The 3,947-nt window shown below is 69.1% G+C and carries 4 protein-coding genes and 1 pseudogene; 1 reads left to right on the top strand and 4 read right to left on the bottom strand.

Translation table 11 applies throughout. The features are described 5' to 3' along the window. Nucleotides 1-421: 421 nt before the first annotated feature. The 4 genes and pseudogenes from AC559T_RS08880 to AC559T_RS08865 form a co-directional block, all read right to left on the bottom strand. A complete protein-coding gene (locus AC559T_RS08880; protein WP_498868408.1) occupies nucleotides 422-628 on the bottom strand; it encodes an ATP-binding protein in 207 nt (68 codons plus the stop codon). 50 nt (nucleotides 629-678) lie between these two features. Further along, a complete protein-coding gene (locus tag AC559T_RS08875) occupies nucleotides 679-1,182 on the bottom strand; it encodes a hypothetical protein (RefSeq protein ID WP_498868407.1) in 504 nt (167 codons plus the stop codon). A gap of 268 nt (nucleotides 1,183-1,450) precedes the next feature. Next, a pseudogene (locus tag AC559T_RS08870) lies at nucleotides 1,451-1,531 on the bottom strand (hypothetical protein); the annotation flags it as partial. A 598-nt stretch (nucleotides 1,532-2,129) separates the two neighbouring features. Then, a complete protein-coding gene (locus tag AC559T_RS08865; protein WP_498868406.1) occupies nucleotides 2,130-3,095 on the bottom strand; it encodes an ERCC4 domain-containing protein in 966 nt (321 codons plus the stop codon). A 375-nt stretch (nucleotides 3,096-3,470) separates the two neighbouring features. Here AC559T_RS08865 and AC559T_RS08860 point away from each other — a divergent pair. Continuing rightward, nucleotides 3,471-3,947 (top strand): helix-turn-helix domain-containing protein (locus AC559T_RS08860; protein ID WP_498868405.1); only part of this gene is annotated, 477 nt, incomplete at its 3' end.

The raw sequence follows: 3,947 nt of genomic DNA, 5'->3' as shown, positions 1-3,947 counted from the left end.
AATGCGAACCTGAACCTCCAGGTCAACGGCCCAACCGTGTCCGTCGAACCCGCTCACGCGAAGATCCGCCGGGCCGGCTACGCCGGGAACAGGAACGCTGGGCGCCCCTGAGTCACCCGTCCGCCGGGCCTCCTGCCCTCGTGGACGGGATCGACCTCGTTGACGCGATGGGGCTTGGGAGATCCGTGGCCTCGGGGCTGCGGCGAGCCGCTTCGGGTCTGATGCGTACAGGATGCGGGAGTTCCTTGCGCCTGTGGCGTGCAGCCCGGCGGCGCGCCTGGGCTCGGAAGCGCGAGGATCGCGCGGTCCTTGGCGTCCAGGGTTGATGGATGAATGCACTGGGTCCACAGCGTGACGCGGAACCGGGTGCCGATCTCTTCGAGGTCTGGCGAGGGGAGCCCTGCGTCGAGACAGACGGTGGTCATCCGTTGGATGCCGCTGCCCACTGCTCGATCAGTCGCAGCGAGTGGAAGATCCGGCCGATGACCCGGTTGCGCAGTTTGGACACTCCGCGGCGGAGGTCGTCGACCGTCAGTCCGAACTGCAGGTGTCCCGGATGCCGGGCGGGTTGAGAGGTCGACGAGAATCTGCCGGTCGGCGCCGGCTCCCGACTCGCCTCGGCTCGCACCAAATCTGTCTGCCTCGTCCGAGCCTGCCCTGTGGGACCGCCGGGGCGGGTCAGCCCGCCCATGCCTTCAACCGGGCCGGTTCGCGGTGGGCGCCGTCGCGGGGCCATAGCTGGACGCGCCATTCGTCACCCGGCATCGTCGAACCCGGCCAGCCGCGATGCACGAACCCGCGGCCGGTGATCAGCGCCGTGTATCGGCCTGCGGGGACCTCGAGCCGCAGGTTCTGAATGGTTGTCGTCGACTCGTACAGGAGCCCGAACTCGTCGACGTCGATCGACGCGCTGAACGCCTCCTGCCAGGCATCAAGGTCGCCCGCTGGCTGCGCGGACCACCGTTCCACCCGCAGCGTCACCGCGAAGTTGCACTGGTGCGGGGAGAGTACGACCAGCAGCGGCCCGCCCTGCGCGACTCCGTCCGTGTTGATTGCATCGTGGATGATCTGAACGGGGTCGATCTCGTCCCAGACATCGGTGTACAGGTAGAACTGCCCGTGGTCGTAGACCGCTGTCGTTTCCTGGACGTGCTCGCGCACCGGCTCGTCGGCCTTCGTCATTCCGATGCTTCCCACGCCTTCTGCCGGGTCCGTAGTCCTGACCGGGCCAGATCCCACCACCGCGCGCGGGAAACCGGTTTCGGCCGCTGCCTGTCGTGGCGGCGCGCAGCCGAGAAGGGTGACCAGCGCCATCGCGATGGTTGTGATGTAAGCCGCGTTGGCCGCCAGGGTACCGAGCCGGCCGATCGGCGCTTTGTGGCCTGTCCTGGGGGCCGAGGTAGGCCCGTGCCGGTCGCCGCCGTGGGAAGCGGCGGCCGGCGGCGGCATGTCAGGCTGGCTCGAGCATCTCGAGGTTGCGGGACCACGCGGGCGGCTCCGGCACACCGCCCTTCGATGTGACCATAAGGTAGGCGTCACCCTAGGGCTGGAAGATGAGTGGGTTGGTCGGGTCAGCCCCGACTTGCTGCGGGTGGAGCTGTTGCCGGCCAGACTCCGGCGTAGTGGGCAGTGCGGGCTGAGGCGCTGCGGCAGGTGTTCCGCGCTCGGCGCCGCCAGGTGCGGGAGGAGACATCGCGGTTCTTTCTGGTGTCGGGTCTGGGTGGGGACGTCCTGATCAAGCAATGATCAGGCTACCGGCCCAACAAGACTCGAACCCAAAACCGCAGGTCGATGGGCTGTAGCCCTCGGCCTCGTCGCCTGTAGACCACCGCGTTTGGTAGTCAACCGCCAGGTCATGGCGCATGTCGATCTTCGTCGACATCGATGAGTGCACCCAACCAGCATTAATGCGAACCTGAACCTGCAGGTCAACGGCCCGACCGTATCGGTGGAACCGGTCCATGCGAAGATCCGCCGCGACGGCTATGCCGGTAATGGGAACGCCGCCAAGATCAGGTAGTTCAGCGGCCTTCTGGCTGGTGCGTATGGGTCGATGCCGGAGCTTGCCCCCGTGGTCGTGGTTCTCTCGTTGAGATGCGAAAGCGCTTGTTGATGAGGGTCGACCGGGGTCAGTGCGCGGCGCGCCAGGCGTCCCAGACGTCGGGTCGTAGCCGTCCTCGGTCGGGGACGGTGATGCCGTGTGCGCGGGCCCAGGTGCGCACCTCGGCGGTGGTCGGTTCGGGGGCGGTGGGTGCGTGATCGAGGTCGTCCGCGAGCGGGCCGATGCGAGTGAGTGCGGCTTGTTCGGCGGTGGCCCAGAGGTGTGCGGCGGCGAGGTAGCGGTAGGTCCATTCCTCCGCGAGGGGGCGGGTCTCGCAGAACACGATCGGCACGCCTGGCCAGCGGATCTGTAGTTCAGCGAGGCCGTCGGCGATCAGGGCGGGCCGCACCCTGTCGAGCGCGAACAGCTGGGAGTAGCGGTCCTCGACGACGACGGCGGCCCTCGGCAGGGCGGCGAGGTCCGCCAGGGCGTAGCGCAGCCTGCCGGTGGTGAGGCTGGTGACGAGGTCCGGCAGGGACTTGCGTTCCACCGCGGCGGCCAGCCGCCCATCGGTGATCAGGCCGTAGTCGCCCGCGGGCAGGGCGCGCCGTGTCGTGCGGACCTGCTGGGTGGCAAACCGGTAGGGGTACTTCTCGTGGGAGTCGACCACGATCTCCAGCTCGGTGACGCCGCCGGCGCGGGCGGTGGGGGTGCGGACGTTCGGCCGGGCCTGCTTGCGGGTCCTCGGGGACTGCCAGAACACCGCGTCGCGTCCCCGCGCGGTGGTGAACACCAGCTGGGAGCGGTTCTCCCGGGCCCGGTCGGCGATCAGATCGATGGCCGCGCCGCGACGGACGCAGGACCGCAACGGCACCCGCTCGACGAGCTCCGCTGTTTCCGGCCAGTCGGCGCTCGGTAGCGGGTAGCAGTAGAGCGCGGTGGTCCGAGGCCACGTCCCGGCAGCGCGGAACACCAACCCGTCCGCCAGCGGAAGACGCAGCAGGTATGGCAGCCGGGAATCCGGATCCGGGTTGCGGGCGATCAGCAACTCCATGCGGCCAGTCTTCCCCCATACGCCGGGGCACGGTCGGACCGCCCTGTCGGCCCGGCCGTGCCTGCCCTCACCGCCGGGCTGAACCAGCCTCACCCAAGGGCGGCCAGTGAACTGCGACGAGGAGTCCTGATCGGCTCGAAGCGCTCGTTCCGGTCACACCGTGGTCGTTGAGATCGACGGCCGCGCCGGGCGTGCTGGCAGGTAGCGTAATGGCAGGTGGGGCCTGGGTTACGAGCTACGCCGCTATGGCTATGATTCCTTGATCGTGGACGATGCTGAGCTGCGCGATCAGGTGTCCCAGCTACGCGGCGAGGGGAAATCGCCGAAGCAGATCGCTCGTGCCCTGGGCGTCGCGCCATCGAGGGTCGCCCCCTCGTGCGGGCAGCCGCGGCAGCGCAGGCCCGGGCGACAGCCGGGCTACCCCCGGTCGTCGGCTGTTGGGTCAACGTCGGCTGGAACCGGGGGTTGGCGGTCGACCCGTCGCGTGGCTGGGCCGCCGAGGCGTCGCCCCCCGCGGACGATGAGGAGAACGCTGGCGGCCTGGTGAGCGTGCTGGTGGCCCGCAAGCATCGCTGGGACAGGGTGTCGGTATGCGGGTTCTTGGTGGACGTCTACTGCCTGGGCGTGAAGAACGCCTTCGGCCCCGACATCAGGACCGACGTCGAGCTGGCCCAGTTCGTGCCCGAGTACTACGCTGCCTACCCCGCTGCATGGCAGGACGCGCCGATCGACCTCGCCGCGGACATCGTCTTCGGTGCCGTGGAGTACGCCCGAGGCCTCGGTTTCGAACCGCACGCCGACTTCGTCCGGGCCGCCGCCCAGCTCGGCGCCTGGGATGGGCCTCCAACCATC

The organism is Frankia sp. Hr75.2, assembly GCF_949319125.1.
GTDB lineage: Bacteria > Actinomycetota > Actinomycetes > Frankiales > Frankiaceae > Parafrankia > Parafrankia soli.
Note: the sequence above shows the minus strand (reverse complement) of the source record. Positions and strands in the feature narration are given on the sequence as shown.

What these genes read in the sequence shown, in the direction of transcription:
- AC559T_RS08875 (WP_498868407.1), bottom strand. Translation starts at nt 1,182, where the DNA reads ATGACGAAGGCCGACGAGCCGGTGCGCGAGCACGTCCAGGAAACGACA.
- AC559T_RS08865 (WP_498868406.1), bottom strand. Translation starts at nt 3,095, where the DNA reads ATGGAGTTGCTGATCGCCCGCAACCCGGATCCGGATTCCCGGCTGCCA.